The organism is Chryseobacterium suipulveris (assembly GCF_022811685.1).
In the GTDB taxonomy this organism is placed as follows: Bacteria; Bacteroidota; Bacteroidia; order Flavobacteriales; family Weeksellaceae; genus Kaistella; species Kaistella suipulveris.
In genome coordinates, this window is sequence record NZ_CP094532.1 from 2534937 (window position 1) to 2552010 (window position 17074).

Annotated in this window: 16 protein-coding genes; 6 read left to right on the top strand and 10 right to left on the bottom strand. The window is 40.7% G+C overall.

The features are described 5' to 3' along the window. Positions 1–56 precede the first annotated feature (56 nt). Positions 57–788, bottom strand: coding sequence for a tRNA pseudouridine(38-40) synthase TruA (truA, locus tag MTP09_RS11915; RefSeq protein ID WP_243548569.1), 732 nt, complete (start codon positions 786–788; stop codon positions 57–59). Positions 789–1081: 293 nt separating this feature from the next. On the opposite strand from truA, the gene MTP09_RS11920 reads away from it, so the two are divergent. After that, the gene (locus tag MTP09_RS11920; RefSeq protein WP_243551662.1) at positions 1082–1576 is read left to right on the top strand and encodes a metallophosphoesterase family protein; all 495 of its coding nucleotides are present in this window, start codon (positions 1082–1084) and stop codon (positions 1574–1576) included. Between the two features lie 128 nt (positions 1577–1704). Here MTP09_RS11920 and MTP09_RS11925 read toward each other — a convergent pair whose 3' ends face one another. Further along, positions 1705–4749 carry a choice-of-anchor I family protein gene (locus MTP09_RS11925; RefSeq protein WP_243548570.1) on the bottom strand — a complete coding sequence of 1015 codons (3045 nt, stop codon included), beginning with the start codon at positions 4747–4749 and terminating at the stop codon, positions 1705–1707. A 353-nt stretch (positions 4750–5102) separates the two neighbouring features. Here MTP09_RS11925 and MTP09_RS11930 point away from each other — a divergent pair, with 353 nt between their 5' ends. Continuing rightward, positions 5103–5612, top strand: coding sequence for a hypothetical protein (locus MTP09_RS11930; RefSeq protein WP_243548571.1), 510 nt, complete (start codon positions 5103–5105; stop codon positions 5610–5612). 250 nt (positions 5613–5862) lie between these two features. Here MTP09_RS11930 and MTP09_RS11935 read toward each other — a convergent pair whose 3' ends face one another. Next, positions 5863–6750, bottom strand: coding sequence for a Ppx/GppA phosphatase family protein (locus tag MTP09_RS11935; protein ID WP_243548572.1), 888 nt, complete (start codon positions 6748–6750; stop codon positions 5863–5865). A 22-nt stretch (positions 6751–6772) separates the two neighbouring features. Further along, entirely contained in the window at positions 6773–7252 is a 480-nt protein-coding gene (gene cdd / locus MTP09_RS11940) for a cytidine deaminase (RefSeq protein WP_243548573.1), read from the bottom strand. Between the two features lie 258 nt (positions 7253–7510). Here cdd and namA point away from each other — a divergent pair, with 258 nt between their 5' ends. Together namA and MTP09_RS11950 are read left to right on the top strand one after the other, a co-directional pair. After that, positions 7511–8560: an NADPH dehydrogenase NamA gene (gene namA, locus MTP09_RS11945; RefSeq protein ID WP_243548574.1), complete on the top strand. Its 1050-nt coding sequence runs from the start codon at positions 7511–7513 to the stop codon at positions 8558–8560. Positions 8561–8696: 136 nt separating this feature from the next. Continuing rightward, positions 8697–10079, top strand: coding sequence for a peptidoglycan DD-metalloendopeptidase family protein (locus tag MTP09_RS11950; RefSeq protein WP_243548575.1), 1383 nt, complete (start codon positions 8697–8699; stop codon positions 10077–10079). Between the two features lie 62 nt (positions 10080–10141). Here the strand turns inward: MTP09_RS11950 and hemL are convergent, their stop codons facing one another. From hemL to MTP09_RS11970, 4 genes are all read right to left on the bottom strand, one after another. After that, a complete protein-coding gene (hemL, locus tag MTP09_RS11955; RefSeq protein ID WP_243548576.1) occupies positions 10142–11425 on the bottom strand; it encodes a glutamate-1-semialdehyde 2,1-aminomutase in 1284 nt (427 codons plus the stop codon). Between the two features lie 29 nt (positions 11426–11454). Next, positions 11455–12504: a glucosaminidase domain-containing protein gene (locus MTP09_RS11960; RefSeq protein ID WP_243548577.1), complete on the bottom strand. Its 1050-nt coding sequence runs from the start codon at positions 12502–12504 to the stop codon at positions 11455–11457. A gap of 49 nt (positions 12505–12553) precedes the next feature. Further along, positions 12554–13471, bottom strand: a complete 918-nt coding sequence (locus MTP09_RS11965) for a 1-aminocyclopropane-1-carboxylate deaminase/D-cysteine desulfhydrase (protein WP_243548578.1) — start codon at positions 13469–13471, stop codon at positions 12554–12556. Between the two features lie 450 nt (positions 13472–13921). Further along, the gene (locus MTP09_RS11970; protein ID WP_243548579.1) at positions 13922–14251 is read right to left on the bottom strand and encodes a hypothetical protein; all 330 of its coding nucleotides are present in this window, start codon (positions 14249–14251) and stop codon (positions 13922–13924) included. A gap of 38 nt (positions 14252–14289) precedes the next feature. On the opposite strand from MTP09_RS11970, the gene MTP09_RS11975 reads away from it, so the two are divergent. Both MTP09_RS11975 and MTP09_RS11980 read left to right on the top strand, forming a co-directional pair. Next, positions 14290–14472, top strand: coding sequence for a DUF5522 domain-containing protein (locus tag MTP09_RS11975; RefSeq protein WP_243548580.1), 183 nt, complete (start codon positions 14290–14292; stop codon positions 14470–14472). Then, the gene (locus tag MTP09_RS11980) at positions 14472–15002 is read left to right on the top strand and encodes a DUF4136 domain-containing protein (protein WP_243548581.1); all 531 of its coding nucleotides are present in this window, start codon (positions 14472–14474) and stop codon (positions 15000–15002) included. Before MTP09_RS11975 ends, MTP09_RS11980 begins: the two co-directional genes overlap by 1 nt. Positions 15003–15070: 68 nt before the next feature. Here MTP09_RS11980 and MTP09_RS11985 read toward each other — a convergent pair whose 3' ends face one another. Next, positions 15071–15580, bottom strand: a complete 510-nt coding sequence (locus MTP09_RS11985) for a hypothetical protein (RefSeq protein WP_243548582.1) — start codon at positions 15578–15580, stop codon at positions 15071–15073. A gap of 126 nt (positions 15581–15706) precedes the next feature. Beyond that, on the bottom strand, positions 15707–16732 hold the full coding sequence (locus MTP09_RS11990) for a hypothetical protein (RefSeq protein WP_243548583.1): 1026 nt from the start codon (positions 16730–16732) through the stop codon (positions 15707–15709). Positions 16733–17074 lie beyond the last annotated feature (342 nt).

The following is a 17074-nucleotide window of genomic DNA, read 5'->3' on the forward strand; positions in this document are numbered from 1 at the left end:
CTCTCCAACTCTCCAACCCTCAAACTCTCAAACCCTCAAACCCTCAAACCCTCAAACTAAAAATTATAACCGACATCCACTAAAAACAAACCTTGCGGCGGCGCGGAAGTTCCTGCTGCGTTACGGTTTTGCGATTCAATGACGGTGCGCAAATCTTCAGGTTGGATTTTTCCGTTTCCGATTTCGACCATGGTTCCGACGATGGCGCGAACCATGTTCCTTAAAAAACGGTCGGCAGAAATGGTGAATTTCAGTTCGGAACCGTTTTGTGACCATTCTGCTTTGTAGATTGTGCAGAGGTTGGTCTTGTTGTCGGTGTGAAGCTTGGCAAAACTGGTGAAATCATCGTATTCAAAAAGGATTTTGCACGCCTCGTTCATTTTGTCGATGTCTAAATCCCTTCTCCAGATTTGCCACGCAGAATCTTGGGTAAATGGATTTTTTTCTAAAGAAATGTAATATTCATAGGTTCGGAAAGTGGCGTCGAATCTTGCGTGGAAATCATCTTTTACCTTAAAGATTCTTTTCACCGAAATATCGGGAGGCAAGAAACTGTTGAGTTTGTGCGGCAGATTTTCCTCTAAAATTTGCTCCGTGTCGAAGTGGGCAAACATTTTTTTTGCATGCACTCCAGTGTCGGTTCTTCCCGCTCCCGTCGTTTTGATTTCTTCGCGAAGAATCGTGGACAAAGCTTTTTCCAGTTCTTCCTGAACGGTGATTTCGCGCGGCTGAATCTGGTAGCCGAAATAGTTTTTCCCGTGGTATGAAAATTCGATGAAGTAGCGCATTGCTGCAAATTTAAAATAAATGCCACGAATGCACGAATAATTCAGTCCAGTATCCAACTCAAAAATTAACTTGTTGATCACTGCTGCAGAATCTACAGAAACTAAAAATGCCAGGAATGCACGAAATTTAATAGTGGCAATGAATCTTTATTTCATTCGCGAATTGACTCCGTCGAATCTTCGATTTCGTGGCACAAAAAAATTCTAGCTCAAGTTATCAAAGATTAGAAGCAGTCAATGGACAAATTAGAATCTTTATCGATTTGTGGATAGGAAAATTCCCATACTTTCGCATTATGAAAATCCTTTTGCTTTCCGACACCCATTCCTACATCGATGAAAGAATTATCGAATACGCCACACAAGCCGACGAAATCTGGCATTGTGGCGATTTTGGGAATATGGAAGTAGTCGAGGAACTTGAAAAAATAAAACCACTCCGCGGCGTTTACGGAAATATCGACAACGAAAAAATCAGAAGAATTTTTCCCGAAGTTCTGCGGTTCAACTGCCAAAAAGTGGAAGTTCTGATGATCCACATCGGTGGTTATCCTGGAAAGTATTCTCCTTTAGCCAAAAAAGAAATTGCAGAAAATCCACCGAAACTATTTATTTCAGGACATTCGCATATTTTAAAAGCGATGTTTGACCATAAAAATCAATTACTTCATTTGAATCCAGGTGCAGCGGGAAATCAAGGATGGCATAAAGTGAGAACGATGATGCGGTTTGAAATTAATGGGGAAAAGATTGAAAAGTTGGAAGTGATTGAGTTGGGAGTTAGGTGATTATTCCAGCAATCGGCTTTCAGCTTTCAGCAATCAGCAATCAGCTTTCGGCAATCCGTAAAATAATGTCAACAAAAAAGGATTCCCAAATTTGGGAATCCTCCGGAAAAAAGTAAGTATGAAAATTACTACTTTACAATTAATCTTTTTACGATACCTTCTGAAGTTTTGATGATGTAAAGTCCCGTTGCAAATCTGCTGGTATCGATGGTTTTCTGTTTTGCGGCTTTCTGCAGAAGTTTTCCTGCCATATCATAAATTTCAATGTCGGCTTCTCTGTTGAAATAAACCGTCCCTTTCGAAGCCGGATTCGGGAAAACCGAGAAAGTGTTCGTGGTATTTGCAGCGCCGTTTGCAGAAAGGATTGAGTCATTAATTTCATAAATCGTCAATGTTCCGCTGATTTCGTTTGCAATCACGATATACCCTTTTCCAGTCGCACTTTCGTTTTTCGGGATGTAGGTAATTCCTTCCGCACCGTTGTCGCCACCGTATGCAGAAGTATTTCTGGTATTTTTATAGTCCACAAAAACGGGAGCGTTCGGATTGGTCACGTTATACACCATCACTCCGCCGATTCTTTCCAGTGAAATAAATGCAAAAGTTTCGTTGGCAATCGTTGCGATTGTCACTCCTTCCGGTTCCGGACCTTTTGAGCGGCTTCTGTTCTTCGGAGTATTCGAATCGGAATGATCAGCATTGAAAATTGTTGGGAAATGTTTTGCGGTATATCTTTCGAAATCGTCGCCACTGTCGAAAACAATCTGTTTCGTATCCGCATTAAAAATCGAGAACGATCTTGCTCCCACTGAATTGATTTCTTCAAATTCACTGTCTCCATCAAGGTTTCCGTTCAGGTTCGTCACTCTGAATCTTCCAAGATTATGCGATGCTTTCAACATTTGAGCTTGTGGAAAAACCGCGGGATCCAAAACGTAATTGTTTGCTCCAACTGTGGTTCTTTCGTTCAGGTTGGAAAATTCTTTTTCGTCGCCTTCATTTGCAGTGATGATGAAATTGGTTCCATTAACTTTATAAGTCGCAACACCATCCGGAATGTAGTAGGATTTTACCGGCCAGTTTGCAATCAGCACTTCACCGTTGTTGTCGGAAGCGTCGAAACCGTTCCCCGGCAAATTCATATCTTTTTTACCTAAAGCCCAAAGCGAAGTAAGGGTTTTGGTATTCAGATCAATTTCTGCAACCGCGTTATTTTCCTGGATGGTTACAAAAGCTTTCTGGTTATCGTCGGAAATCGCGATGTATTCAGGTTCCAAATCCTGGGAAAGTGTACTCGAAGCTTTTAGCTTTCTGATTCCTGAAGCGATTAGTGAAGCTTCCTGAGCGTTGAAATCGGTAAACAAAAGTGTCGTCACATTCGATTGTGAAAGTGAAGGAATCCCACCGGAAATATCAATAATACTAACCGAACCTTCCGGATCTACGGAATAATTTGCGTTAGGTTCACCTTCATTGGCTGTTAAAACTTTTGTTCCATCATTGGTAAAAGTCACCATATCCGGCAAAGCTCCTACTGTAACCTGTTTTAGAAAATTTCCCGAAGTATCGAAGAATACTACCGAACCATCCAATTGAGGATTGGTGTTTGGAGAAGCTACCGCAACTATTCCGTTTTTCACAGCAACACTGGTAATTCCTCCATAAGCATTCATATCCACCGAATTGATGACAGTTGGTGCAGATGGATCAGTGAAATTAATGATATCTAAAACTCCAGCAATCGCACTGGTTGTGAAAAGCCGTTTGGAAATCGGATCGTGAACCACGATTTCGGTGGTACTGCTGTTTGCACCGGAAGGATCGAAACTTCCAACATAATTCAGTGTAATCTGATTATTGGGAACCGGTGCCTGTTTATCGTTATCAATAATATAGACCGTCGAAAGTTGCTCTCCTGTAATCGCTGCTCCTACTGGATTTTCCAAACTTAACACGAAATATTCTGCTTGCTGTTCTTCGAGCGTGTCGTCGATAATCGGAATCTGGATATTGTAAATTCCCGGAGTTGAGGGAGTAATATTAATGGTTTGCGTCGCCAAAGTAAAATCTCCCGAATCAGCAGTGCTGAACGGAGCCGGCTTCACCACCAAATCCACCGATGCATTGGAAGGCGAATTGACCTTTAATGCAAAATTTAAAACTCCCGCATCTTCGTTTACTTTAATAAAAGTTTTGTCGAATGCGACAGAAGTTCCCGCTGTTGTAAACGTGGAAGAAGTCGTCTGTGTTACCGCATTGTCGCTGAAATCTTCGACAATATTTGGTTTTAATGCCACATAATAAGTTTGGTTGGTCATAAGATTTGTATCCGGAATCACGGTTATGACATTATTGCTAAAGGTCGTCGTGAACGCAACCACCGCTCCGGAAGCATTGCCAATTCTGAAATCCACCAAATCTTTTGCATTCGTATCGGTAATCGGCGAATTGTCGATCAATCTTACATCTTCGTTAAAAGAAATAGTTGGTTTAAGCGTGGTCGAAATGTTCGTCGCGTTATTTACCGGAGTCAAAGTTACGACAGGCGGCGTTGTATCTGCACCTCCCAATGCAGTCGCGTCCAAAGTGAAATTATCAAAACGGTTATTGCCAACATTTCCGCCAGATCCGGTTTCGAATTCTACTTTCAGCTTAAAGTTTGGGTTATCTTTAACGTTAGGAATCGCCGAAAAATCGAGCGTTAATAAAGTCGGATTTCCATCAACAGGAGCGAAAGTCGTAAATGGACTGAAATCCGTTCCGTTGGTGGAATAGGACCAAAGTTGAGTTCCAGCTCCAGAACCGGATCTTCTTGTCGCGGTTGTTACCACCACATTTTCAAAACCAGTTGTCGGAAGTGAAAACTGCAACGCTCCTCCAATTGGATTATTGAACCTCAAATGCGTTCCGGAAGGATCGCCGTTTCTTGCGTTCAGGTTTTCTACGTTAAAGTTCTGTCCGGTACCACCTGCATTGTCGATCACACTTGATCCACCGGGAACAGCGACCAAAGCAGCTCCCGAAACCAATGATTGAGTTGGAGTTGTGATCGTAGCGATTGTAGAATTGTTGTTGAAGTTCCAGTAGTGAACCAACGTTTGCGAAAACGCGAAAGACTGCGCTCCAAATACCAGCGAAACTGCAAAGAGTTTCAGCGTGTAAATTTTCTTCATAGTTACTCTTTTATCAGATGCACAAAAATCTGATTATTAAACCAGAGAACCTTTAACGCAAGTTTAAAGATTCGTGAATAAAACCTTGTTGATAAATGGTTCAGCTTGGGTTAACTTTAAGTTTCAAAATGAGACAATAGAAGAAGTTTGAAATTTCGCATTCGATTAATTGTTGGAAGCTGATTTTAAAATGAGAAAGTAGACAGCGTTTTCATCTACGCTTCATCAATTCGCTGTATTGGATCAATTTTAAAAATCTTTGGTGAGAATAATTGAAGTTTTTAGTTAGAAATTCCACCACAAAAAAAACCATTTTTCAAATCTTTAATCCTTAAATTTGAGAAAAATAAGTCATGAGAAAAAAACTCAAAGAAATGCCTCTCTACAAAAAGGCAGACGAAATCTATCGCACCGTAAAGACGATCTGCGACCTGATTCCCGATGAAAACGAATATCTTCAGCACACCAAAATGCACCTTCAGGAAAACACGATGGTCATTATGGCGAAAATCTCCGGTGCGGAAGCGGTGAATCTGTGGGACATTAAAATGGAAAACGCCGCAATCATCCGAAAATGTGCACGCGAGCTGATGGTGAGTTACCACAGTTTGACGGCTTTCGGTTTTGACGAGGCAGACTATTACCTGATTGTGCGCAAACAGCTGGAAGAATTCAGAATGTTGTTCCGGGAATGGGTGGCTTCATTTGACCCGAAGAAATTCATCGTTGACGAATGGGGACTTTTCAACCCGCCTGGAATTCCGCAGGATTACCAACAAAGCGACGAAGAAATCGACTTCTTAGACGATGATGAAGACGAGTTGGATTTCGGTTATGACGATTTTGATGATGAGGATGAATAAACTACGATTTCTAAGAGTTCAAACGCATTAATAGACAAATTCATAAAAACCACAAAAGTCACAAAAGAAACCTGCTAAATACCACCTCTAAAGAATTTCAAAAATATTTCTTAGATACCAAAAGAAAAAATCGAAGATTTTTTTGAACTTTTGTGTCCTCTTAACTTGCTTTTCTTAACTCTATCATTGATATACAGTAAGATTTTTGTGCCTTTTGTGGTTAAAATTATAATGCGTTTGACTTGCATTATTACTTCTTCCCCTTCAAACCATCATAAATACTGTGGACTAAACCATCGGCAACAGAAATTTTCGGTACGAAGATTTTGTTGATGTCGCTCCACGTCATGACTTTGGTAAAGATTTCCAGAGCCGGAACCAAAACATCTGCGCGGTCCTCCCGAAGATTGTGCCTGATCATTCTCTCATGAACGGATAGTGAACTCAGTTCCTTATAAGTCGTTTTCAAACCCGACAGAAAAAGCGGTTTGCCGTCCTTGGTTTTGCTCATCGAAAAAATCTTGTTTATATTTCCACCGGAACCGATTGCAACCACCGTTTTTTTGCTGTTGATATTCTTGCGAATTTCTTCTTTCATTTCCTTCCAAAGATCGTCGGTCACGAGATTGTTAAGCAATCGGATGGTGCCGATATTGAAAGAGTTTTTGTATTTCAGTTTACCATTTTCGTAGAAAGTAAGCTCGGTAGAACCACCGCCAACATCCACATAAAGATAAGCAAAATCTTTGTCGAGTCCTTCTGCGACGTGGTTTTCGTAAATCAAGGTAGCTTCTTCATCACCTGAAATAATTTCAATATTGATTCCTGAAGTTTTTTTCACCTCGTCAATAATCGCTTTGCCGTTTTTCGCATCACGCATCGCGGAAGTTGCACACGCACGGTAATGTTCGACATTGTAAATCTTCATCAAATCAGAAAAAACCTTCATCGAGTCGATGACCATTTTCTCGCGTTCTGCACCGATTTCGCCGTTGGTAAAAACGTCCATCCCCAAACGGAGCGGGATTCTCAGAAGGTTTAGCTTTACGAATTCCGGTTTCCCTTTTCTTGGTTCGTTTACTTCATTAATTAAAAGTCGTGCGGCATTACTCCCGATATCGATGGCGGCAATTCTCATGGTTTCTGAAAAATTATTGGTCTTAAAGGTAAGAAGAATCAAACGAAAATGGAAGTAAATCGCGGATGGATTTGGTTTTGTAGATTTCACCATCCAATGAAGCGAAGTAAATTTCGATCTCGTCTTTCTGCTTGGATTCATATTCCAGGATCGATTGTCGGCAAGCTCCACAAGGTGGAATCGGGGTCGATGAAATGGCATCTTTTGGCGCACCGATCACAAAAAGTTTTTTGATTTTCACGTTTGGAAAATTTGCAGAAGTCCAGAAAATCGTCGTTCTCTCCGCGCACAATCCCGACGGATATGCCGCGTTTTCCTGATTGCTTCCCGTGATGATTTCGCCGTTTTCCAGAAGCACCGCACATCCTACCAAAAAGTTGGAATACGCCGCATAAGCGTTTTCACGGATTTTCTTGGCGGCATCGAAGAGTTTTTTTTCAGTCGCATCCAGCGCGTCGTAACTGCTGATGGCTTCAAAGGTGATTTTAAATTCTTTTTCCATTATAAAAAATCGGGAGGTAAAGATAGGGAAATTCGGTAGATTTTAGATGTCAGATTTCAGATTTCAGATGTTAGATCTCAAATTGTAGGTTACAAATGGGTGCAAATGGATGCAATGGTTACTTCTTCCTTATTAATAGATTTTGATGCTGTACTCTTCAGCAATGTTCTATTTTTGACTTAATTTTGCAATGATCAACAATTGCAACAACTGCAACTATTGCAACAATCGCAACCACTACAACAAAATCAAATACAAATGACCCTCTACTCCAAAATATCTTTCCGCAATCTCGAACTCAGCAACCGATGGGTAATGTCGCCGATGTGTATGTACTCCTGCGAAAACGGTGTTCCAAATGATTTTCATTTCGTGCATTACGCGAGTCGCGCTCAAGGCGGAACTGGACTGATCATCGTGGAAGCAACCGGCGTTGTCCCGGAAGGAAGGATCACCAATAAATGTACTGGAATCTGGAACGACGAGCAGAAAACCGCCTTTTCTAAAATCGTGAAATTCATCCACGCAAACACAGAATCCAAAATTGGGATTCAGTTAGCGCACGCCGGAAGAAAAGCTTCAACCTGGAACGGGAAACAAATCTCTTTGGAAGAAGGTTGGGAAACCGTGGCTCCATCGCCGATTCCTTATTTGGAAGGCGAACGAATTCCGCACGAACTTTCAGTTTCGGAAATCAAAGATTTGGTAAAAAATTTTCAGGATGCCGCGATCAGAAGTTTGGAGGCAGGTTTTGATCTGATTGAAATTCACGCTGCACACGGATATTTGATTCACCAGTTTTTGTCGCCGTTATCGAATGTGCGAACCGATGAATACGGCGGAAGTTTTGAAAACCGAATCCGGTTTTTATTGGAAATCGTTGATGCCGTGAATGAGGTTTTGGATGATGACCACCCACTTTTTGTAAGAATCTCGGGAACTGAATATGCTGAAAACGGCTGGAACATTTCCGACAGTGTGGAACTCGCAAAGATCCTGAAACAAAGAAAAGTTGACCTCATCGATGTTTCGAGCGGCGGGAATATCCACGGTGCAAAAATAACTTTGTTTGATGGTTACCAAGTTCCTTTCGCTTCCGAAATTAAAAAAGATTCGGGAATGAGAACCGGCGCGGTCGGATTAATCAAAACTGCAGAACAGGCAGAAGAAATTTTGCAGAACGGCGACGCAGACTTGATTTTCGTGGCGCGGGAAATTTTGAGAAATCCTTATTTGGCGATACAGAATTCATTTAAAGAAAACCAAAACTGTTTTTTCCCTCCTCAGTATGAAAGAGCAAAACCTTGATTAAATGTTACGAAATCAAAGATGGATGGATTCAATGCGCGAATAAATAATTTTTGAAACAGTAGAAAAAAAACCGGTTTTGACTTTTATATTAATTTTTTCATAATTTTACTAACAACGTAAAAACTAATTTATCATGAAAAAAATTATTCTACTTCCCCTATTTCTGTTGGGATTTTGGGGAATGTCTCAAAACAGCATTCAATCCGGTTTCGGAGAATTTAAGTTCAACCAAGCCAAAACACCATGTTTAACAAAAGAACAGCATGACGAAATTTCCGCTCAACTTGATCAAAGTGCGAAACTTCTTCAGGCGGAAGGTAAATTATTAATTTCACCCAAAGCTCCGCCGCTAAAATTTATCTGGCCGGTAAGAAAATCCGCCACTGCTCCCTACGAAAATGTCTGGAGCATCAGTAATCATGTAGATCACGACCTCAATTATCCAAACCAGCTAAAAGACTGGAATTGCGGTACCAGAACTTACGATACTGCAGACGGCTACAATCATCAGGGAATTGATATTTTTACGTGGCCTTTTACATGGTTCCAGTTTGAAAATAATCAGGCGGAAATTATTGCTGCAGCAGACGGAGTAATTATCTACAAATCTGACGGAAATTTTGATAAAAACTGCGCTTTCAACAGCTCCAACTGGAATGCGGTTTACGTGCAGCATTCCGATGGTAGCAGAGCTTGGTACGGACACATGAAAAAAAATTCTCTCACTCCCAAACCTGTAGGTGCAGCAGTAGTTGCAGGTGAATATTTAGGAATTGTCGGCAGTTCCGGAAATTCTACCGGTCCGCATCTGCATTTTGAAGTGTATGACAGCAACAATCAACTTGTGGATACTTATCAAGGTCCCTGCAACGATTTTGTATCCGGAAATATTTCCTGGTGGCAAGTTCAAAAACCTTATCAAGACCCAAAAATCAATGCCGTTCTTACCCACACCGCACCGCCTAATTTTGGAACCTGTCCTACTACAGAAATAACTTACCAAAAAGATGATTTCGTTAGCGGAAGCAACGTTGTAGCGGCAGTTTATCTTGCAGATCAAAAACCGGGAATGGTTATTGTAGTGCGGCTTATCCGTCCGGATGGAACCGTAGCTTTTACAACCAGTATTAATTCAACGACGTTCTACGCAGCAAGTTTTTGGTACTGGACTTTGCCGGCAGGAACCTTCAATATGAACGGGAACTGGAAGTTTTCAGCAAATGCCGAAGGAACAACAGTGACGCACAATTTTACTTACGGGATTTTAAATACGCAAGATCATGATGCTAAAAGCATTGAAATATTCCCAAATCCAACCAAAGATTTCTTAAATATTCAGGGACTTGGTGCCGAAAAAATAAAAAGAGTTTCCGCTTATGACGCATCGGGAAAAATGATAAGTCTTCAGGCGGCGAAAAAGGATCAGGTTAATGTATCTGATTTAGAAAATGGCTCTTATGTTTTAATGATTCAGACCGACCATAAAACTTATAAAAAGAAATTCATCAAAAAATAATTCCTTTAAAAATTTTAACAAAAAAATCCCTGACTTACAATAAAAATCAGGGATTTGTTTTTTTACGAATATTCAAATTTTCTAATGACTTCCAGCGTCTTGTCGATTTCCTTTTCTTTAATAGCGTCAGAAATAAACCACGTTTCAAAACCACTCGGCGGAAGATAAATCCCGTTTTCCAAAAGCTGGTGGAAGAAATTGTTGAACAGCGAGTGGTTCGCCATCGCCGCCTCGTCGAAATTAGAAACCGAAGTCGCGTGGAAAAACACACTCATCATCGATCCTTTCCTGTTAATGCGGTGCGGAATATTCTTAGAATTCAAAATCTTGCCAATTTCGAAGTCGAGGGTTTCAGTAGCTTTGTTGATATTTTGATAAAAGCTCGCATCCTTCTTGATGAGTTCCAAAGTAGTCAAACCAGCCCTCATCGCCAAAGGATTCCCGCTCAAAGTTCCCGCCTGGTAAACCGCGCCTCTCGGAGCAAGATGGTTCATAATTTCATTTCTTCCCGCAAAAGCACCGACCGGCATTCCGCCACCGATTACTTTTCCGAAGGTTACCAAATCCGCTTTCACATTGAAAACTTCCTGGGCTCCGCCAAAAGCCAAACGGAAACCTGTCATCACTTCATCAAAAATCAAAAGCGCACCATTTTCGTCACAGATCGTACGGAGTTTTTGTAGGAAATTATTTTCCGGCAAAACGCAACCCATATTTCCTGCAACCGGCTCGATGATGATGGCGGCAATTTCTCCTTCGTTGTGTCTGAACAAATCTTCGACCTGCTCAAAATCATTGTATCGCGCAAGAAGTGTGTCTTTTGCCGTTCCCGCAGTAACTCCGGGTGAATTCGGATTCCCGAAAGTTGCGGCACCACTTCCCGCTTTAATTAAAAACGAATCCGAATGTCCGTGATAGCAACCTTCGAATTTGATAATTTTATCTCTTCCCGTAAAACCTCTCGCCAAACGGATTGCACTCATACACGCTTCAGTTCCCGAAGAAACCATTCTGATCTGGTCGATATTCGGCACATTTTCCACGATGAGTTTTGCAATTTCTGTTTCGAGTTCGGTAGGTGTTCCGTAGGAAAACCCGTTTTCTGCCTGCTTCTGGATGGCTTCCAAAACCTCGGGATGCGTGTGTCCCAAAATCGCCGGTCCCCACGAATTGATATAGTCGATGTAAACATTATCGTCCACATCGGTCATGTACGCACCTTTTGCATATTTCATAAAAACGGGAACTCCGCCAACAGATTTAAAGGCACGAACTGGTGAATTTACTCCACCCGGAATATATTTTTGGGCTTCGTCAAAAAGCGCCGAACTTCTTTGATATAACATTTTATAGGTGATGAATGATGAGTGATAAATTATCCTCTCGGTTTTTTTTCCTGCAGGTAAATGAGCTGTCCCGGTTTTGGTTGCTGTCCGAAATCCATTCTGTTTTTTGAGTAGAGTTTCTTCAGCTTGATGCCAAATTTCTGCGAAATATAGTGCATCGATTCGCCGGCTTGAGATTTATACGTGGCAATATTTCCTGTGGATGATTTTGATTCGAGGAAGAGGATGTCGTTTTTTCTGACATGGTCGCTGTCGAGCTCGTTCCATCTCAGCAAACGACTTTGGCTGATTCCGAATTTTTTCGAAAGCGACGCCAAATCCATATCGTCGGGAACAATGATGAATTTGCGGTTTTCGTTCGGATGGCTTTTAATTAAGATTGAATTCAGAAGCTCCGTTTTGCTGACGATTTTCTCAACTTTTTCCTTTTGCTTTGCGTAGGAAGTTTGTTCATAAGGAACTGTTACCGTAACTGGTTTTGTATTGGCTTTATTTTGTTCGAGCTTTGCCATAAAAACCTGGTCATTGCGCAAATCGGGATAGAGTTTAAGAATTGCGTAATGCACCTCTTTTGAATTGGTATTGTCGAATTCGTACAGTTTCAGTTTTTCGATTTTGTCGATCAGAATATAGGCGTATCGCGGATTGGTGGCGTAACCTGCCTTCTTCAGTCCGTGTGCCCATCCTTTGTAATCTTTGATATCGAGTTTGAAAAGGTTGACGTAATATTTTCGGTATGCCAGGAATTTAGAGTGGTCTTCATAGGAATCTCTCGGGTCGTCGTACACGCGGAAACATTCATTCGGAGCATCATCGGTGTGCGCCATTGTTTTTCCGGTCCAGTCTTCTTTGCATTTAATTCCGAAATGGTTATTTCCCTGGATTGCCAATCGGCTTTGTCCACCACCAGTTTCCAGAATTCCCTGTGCCAAAGTGATTGAGGCGGGAATTTTATACTTCTCCATTTCCTCTACGGCATAAGCTGCAAATTTCTGCACGTACTGGTCATCGTTTTTCCAGGATTGCGAATAGGTTTTTGATAGAAAAAATACAGTAAAAGCAAAAAATATTTTTCTCATAAATGGATTTATATTTTGGCTAAATGGACATTTACTTTTTTTAAATGGGCTAAAGCCCATTCCTATTGATAATGACTGTTCTATTTTGCTTTTTCAGCATTTCGTTGGCTCCCTCGATTCCCTGCAATCCGCCGGTATGGAAACAGAGGATTCTACTGTTTTCGGGAAAGAAACCCTCATCAATCAACTCGAAAACTTTCTGCATCATTTTCCCGGTGTAAATGGGATCCAATTGAATCCCGAACTCTGCTGAAAACCAATTGATAAAACGGATATTTTCGTCATTTATTTTACCATAACCCCCGAAATCTGCCTCGATCAGCGAAAAATTTTCATTTCCTGACAGTTCTGAAATTTTAGTTTTCAAGGAGTTGTCATCAACAACTTTAAAGCCCAAAACTTTCTGGTCATCTCCCGCAAATTTCGAGATTCCTGCAATCGTTCCGCCAGTTCCCACCGCGGTGCAAAGATAATTAAAACTTTTTGTATCGCTGCTTAACATATGCTGAATGCCATCTACAGCGAGATTGTTGGTTCCTCCGTCTGGAATGATCAAGCTACTCGGAAATTCGTTCTCCAATTTTTTGGTTAATGAAACTTTGTTGCGGTATTCTTCCCTCGAGACAAATCGAAAATCCATTCCGTTGGAACTGGCAAATTTCAAAGTCGGGTTTTGTTCCCATTTTTGTTGGAGTTCCTCGCCGCGGATGATGCCCAAAGTTTTGATCCCCAGATTTTTTCCCAATGCGGAAACCGCAGAAATGTGGTTGGAGAATGCGCCGCCAAAAGTGATGATTAAAGGGTTTTTCGGATTTCTTTCTAAATAGTGATTGATATTATAGAACAGTTTCCAGAATTTGTTTCCTGAAATTTCGGGATCGATCAGATCTTCTCTTTTGATAAAAAGACGGACGCTTTTGTTTAATGGAATTTCGGTGATGGGAATTTTTATGGTGGGAAAATTCATTTTCTTGATTCTCGCTAGTTGTACAAATTACGGAGAATTATTTTGGGAGAAAAAGTGAGCGGAGAAATTTTTTGCCAATTCAAAAACGCAAAGCATTTTCAAAAAATCCTATTCGAGGTAGCAAAGTTGGCGGATCAATCCGCTGATTAAAGAGATGCTTCATCAATCCGCATTTTGCGGAGTTCGCTTTGCTTCCTCTATGTACGACGAAATTAAAATAAATCTTTGCGATTTTCTTTAACACAAATGCACGAATTTCAACGATGAACCTCGAAGCTCTGAAGAAGAACGAATCTTGTTCTGAAAAAATTCATGTGAAAAAGGTGACGAAACTGCGCCCCCGATCGAGCGGCGTGTTTGAGCTCTTTTTTCTTTTTTGGAAATGGGAAAAGCAGTGGCAAAAAGAAAAAAAGCGAGTAGTGAGAGCGGGAAATGTGCGCCCAAAATATTTCAGGAAAGATACTTCCAGAAACTCCAGAGTTTTCTGTGGGAAAGGTAATCCAGATCGTCTTCCATCGCGAATGCTTCGCGCTCGAAGGAAATGTATTTGTAGGCGAGGTAACTGTCGTTGAGTTTGAAATACCAGTAATAGTACTCTATGACATACCACAGATAAAAGAAAATCACTAAAAGCTCCAACTGCTGCCGAAGATGGATTTTTTCGTGGTTGATGAGGACTGCGTTAGTTTTGTCCTCCTGCTTTTTCAGGAAGATAAAGGGAAAAAGAGTGATGCCGTTTATTTTTGTATTTTTGAGTAAAGATTTCCAAACGATTATCATAACACAAATATAATTTTTTCGGAGGCGAAATTTAACTAATGGATCAAAATAAAATCAAAGAGAATGAAGACTTTTATTATAACGAGCAGGGTTACAGGGTTTTTACAGAAAAGTATCACCTGAAACGCGGCTACTGCTGCAAAAGCGGCTGCAAACACTGTCCGTACGGATATGATAAAAAGACCGACACGTTTAAAAAAATTAAAAAAAATAACTCGTAATGAAAAAATATTTTTTTCTCCTTTTGGCATCCGCGACTTTGGGACTTACTTCCTGCAGCCCATTCAACGTGAGATCCGACTATGCTGAAACCGCAAATTTCAATATGTACAAAACGTACAAGCTTAGAATTGACGACCTGAAACTGAACGACATCGATAAAGACCGCGTGCTGAACGAGGTTTCGAAACAGTTGCAGATGAAGGGAATGTCGGTTGCAGAAAATCCCGATTTGATTGTGAACGTGAAAGCGAACCACAAGAAAATCCAGGATGTGCAGGGAGCAAGACCATACGGAATGTACGGATGGGGCGGTCCTTTCGGTTGGGGAGTTGGAATGAGCAGAACATGGACTTCTAACTACAACGAAGGCGCACTTGTTCTGGACCTGATCGACGCAAGAACCCAAAAATTAGTTTGGCAGGGAATCGGAAGCGGAATCTCCGTGGATTCTCCGAGAGCAAAACAGCGACAGATTCCAGAAATCGTGGCAGAAATTATGGCGAATTATCCGCCGCAAAGAGGAAAATAATTCCCTAAAAGAATAGAGAAAACCGCCTGGATTAGGCGGTTTTCTTGTTTTTAATTTTGGATCATTTCTTATTTATGATGTCCTTTTGCTTTATGACCTTTTTTAATATAAAGGTGACTTCCATCGCCTAATTTTTTCCTTCTTTCATATTCCTTCATCGATTTTTTATTTTGTCCCTGATTATTCTGGACTTTTATTTTTTGGAATTTGCTGTTCTGGTATTTCTTGTAGTTGTTTTTGTTTCTGTTGTAAACCGCTACTGGATTTTGTCCTTTGTAGTACTGGTTTTTGAATTTCGTATACTTTTCCTGACCCAAAATTCGCTCGATTGAAGAATATCTATCGGTTCTCCATCGATCGGGATTGTTCGCATAACGTGTATTCCACGAATTGTAATCCGGATACTGGTTGTTTAATGCAAACAAATCTGCTTTCTGCTGCGGAGAGAGTAACAAGTTTGCCGCTACTGTTTCCCAATTTACGTCGGCAATACTTCGTTGATAATCGTTATAATAAACCGACTGCGAATAACCTAATGTAAATAATCCTAAACTAAGGACTGTAACTAACTTTTTCATTCTAAAATTTTTTGGTGTTGTATTTAAACTTTCTATTTGTGTGCCAAAAAAAGTTTCGAGAAACAAAAAAGAGCAGCTTCATTGCTGAAACTGCCCTCCATCATTATTAACATTAAAAAACTAAAATTAGTGCGAAGTCAATCGCAATCCCGAACCACCACCTGAGTTATTCGGCGTTCTGAATCCGGGAGACCTTGTCTCGCTACCGGAATTATTCTCAATTTTTCTTTCAGGCATACTGTTTCGGATCGAGTTTTCTCGCGGTGCGGAATCGTTTCTGAATCCGCCACTGTTCTGCTCGCTTCGGAAACCACCGCTTCGATGTTCTGTATTTACTCTCGGCGCAGTTCCCTGGTTATTTCTGAAACCTCCTTCCCTGTCGGAATTGGTATTGTTTCTAAACCCTCCATTTTGGTTGGAGTTGGTGTCATTTCTGAAACCATTGTTTGAATTGGTATCGTTACGGAAACCTCCATTTTGGTTGGAATTGGAGTCATTTCTGAAACCGCTGTTGTTACCCGATCTGGTTCTTCCGTTATCGGTAAATCCGAAATTTGGTCGCGGATTGTTTTGATGATACTGTACCCGATCCACTCGATATCGGTTCACGTTGATGTTTCGGTATCTCGGGATGATATATACATTGGCTGCATAATGCTGTCTTCTGTAATTTTGGTAGTACACAACTGGACTGTAACCGCCATAAAAATTATTCTGGAAGATCACGAAGATTCTTGGCCCCAAAATTCTTTCCAAAGCGTAGAATCGGTCGTAATACCATCTGTCAGGATTGTATCTGTAGTAGTTGTTCCACGCAGAGAAACTTGGATACATCTCGTTCAGCATGATAATTTGCTGTACTTGCCATGGTGAAAGTCGGTACATTCTGAAGAAGCGGTTCCAGTTGATATCATAGATGCTTCTTCGGTAATCATTGTAATAACTTTGGTAATAATTGTCGGTATAATAATCGGAAGGATACTGGTAATAGTAGTCATCCGGGAAGTAAAACTCGTCCTCGTCATCACCGTAGTAATAGCCGTTGTTTTGTCCGCCATTTCCCCATCCGTTGTTTGGGTAAGTGTCGGGATAATATTGCGCGGAAGCCAGTGTCATCGCAAACACCGAAATTCCAAGAAGTATTTTTTTCATTTCAAATCAATTTTTTTGAGTTCAATGTAAACTATTAGAAAAGCGTGCCAAATTCACTATTGAAATCTTTGTCAACACCCATCGATAAAGAGTTTCCATGAAACTCTCCTTATGTTTGATTCAAATAAAAAAAGGAAGTTAAACTCTAATTTAAAATCCTTTATTGAAAACTTTTATCTCGCTGATTGTCAGTAACTTAATTTTATAGTATTTTAGATTAAGAATCGTAAAATTACTTGTGATTTTTTTCTACAAATTCGAAATTATTTTTATTCTAAAATATCTTCAATAAATTTTGGCTAAAGCCCCTAAATACGATCATAAAAAAAGCGGGCTAAAGCC

Bases quoted from the DNA above. Each gene is read 5' to 3' on its own strand.
- truA (WP_243548569.1), bottom strand. From the start codon at position 788: ATGCGCTACTTCATCGAATTTTCATACCACGGGAAAAACTATTTCGGC.
- MTP09_RS11925 (WP_243548570.1), bottom strand. From the start codon at position 4,749: ATGAAGAAAATTTACACGCTGAAACTCTTTGCAGTTTCGCTGGTATTT.
- MTP09_RS11930 (WP_243548571.1), top strand. From the start codon at position 5,103: ATGAGAAAAAAACTCAAAGAAATGCCTCTCTACAAAAAGGCAGACGAA.
- MTP09_RS11935 (WP_243548572.1), bottom strand. From the start codon at position 6,750: ATGAGAATTGCCGCCATCGATATCGGGAGTAATGCCGCACGACTTTTA.
- cdd (WP_243548573.1), bottom strand. From the start codon at position 7,252: ATGGAAAAAGAATTTAAAATCACCTTTGAAGCCATCAGCAGTTACGAC.
- namA (WP_243548574.1), top strand. From the start codon at position 7,511: ATGACCCTCTACTCCAAAATATCTTTCCGCAATCTCGAACTCAGCAAC.
- MTP09_RS11950 (WP_243548575.1), top strand. From the start codon at position 8,697: ATGAAAAAAATTATTCTACTTCCCCTATTTCTGTTGGGATTTTGGGGA.
- hemL (WP_243548576.1), bottom strand. From the start codon at position 11,425: ATGTTATATCAAAGAAGTTCGGCGCTTTTTGACGAAGCCCAAAAATAT.
- MTP09_RS11960 (WP_243548577.1), bottom strand. From the start codon at position 12,504: ATGAGAAAAATATTTTTTGCTTTTACTGTATTTTTTCTATCAAAAACC.
- MTP09_RS11965 (WP_243548578.1), bottom strand. From the start codon at position 13,471: ATGAATTTTCCCACCATAAAAATTCCCATCACCGAAATTCCATTAAAC.
- MTP09_RS11970 (WP_243548579.1), bottom strand. From the start codon at position 14,251: ATGATAATCGTTTGGAAATCTTTACTCAAAAATACAAAAATAAACGGC.
- MTP09_RS11975 (WP_243548580.1), top strand. From the start codon at position 14,290: ATGGATCAAAATAAAATCAAAGAGAATGAAGACTTTTATTATAACGAG.
- MTP09_RS11980 (WP_243548581.1), top strand. From the start codon at position 14,472: ATGAAAAAATATTTTTTTCTCCTTTTGGCATCCGCGACTTTGGGACTT.
- MTP09_RS11985 (WP_243548582.1), bottom strand. From the start codon at position 15,580: ATGAAAAAGTTAGTTACAGTCCTTAGTTTAGGATTATTTACATTAGGT.
- MTP09_RS11990 (WP_243548583.1), bottom strand. From the start codon at position 16,732: ATGAAAAAAATACTTCTTGGAATTTCGGTGTTTGCGATGACACTGGCT.